1 pseudogene is annotated in these 281 nt (G+C 73.0%); it reads left to right on the top strand.

Annotated features, from left to right (window positions below):
• Window positions 1-281, top strand: a pseudogene (locus tag AC5RUJ_RS19015) (hypothetical protein); the annotation flags it as partial.

The raw sequence follows: 281 nt of genomic DNA, 5'->3' as shown, positions 1-281 counted from the left end.
CCGGCTCGCGGAGCCCGACGATGCGGTCGGCGCCGCCGCCGACAACTGGGCGGCGCAGGCCAGCTCCGCCTTCCTGGACGGCTACCGGGAGGGGACGGGCGAACCGGTGGACACGTCCTCCACGCTCTTCCGCGCGTTGCTTTTGGACAAGGCCCTCTATGAAGTGGTGTACGAACAGCGCAACCGCCCGCGCTGGGTACAGGTGCCGGTCCGCGGCGTACGCGAGGCCCTGGCACCACTGGCGGGCACCGGCACCGGGCCGGGAAGCGGCCGGACGTCTG

Source organism: Arthrobacter sp. Y3223164 (genome assembly GCF_059091005.1).
Note: the sequence above shows the minus strand (reverse complement) of the source record. Positions and strands in the feature narration are given on the sequence as shown.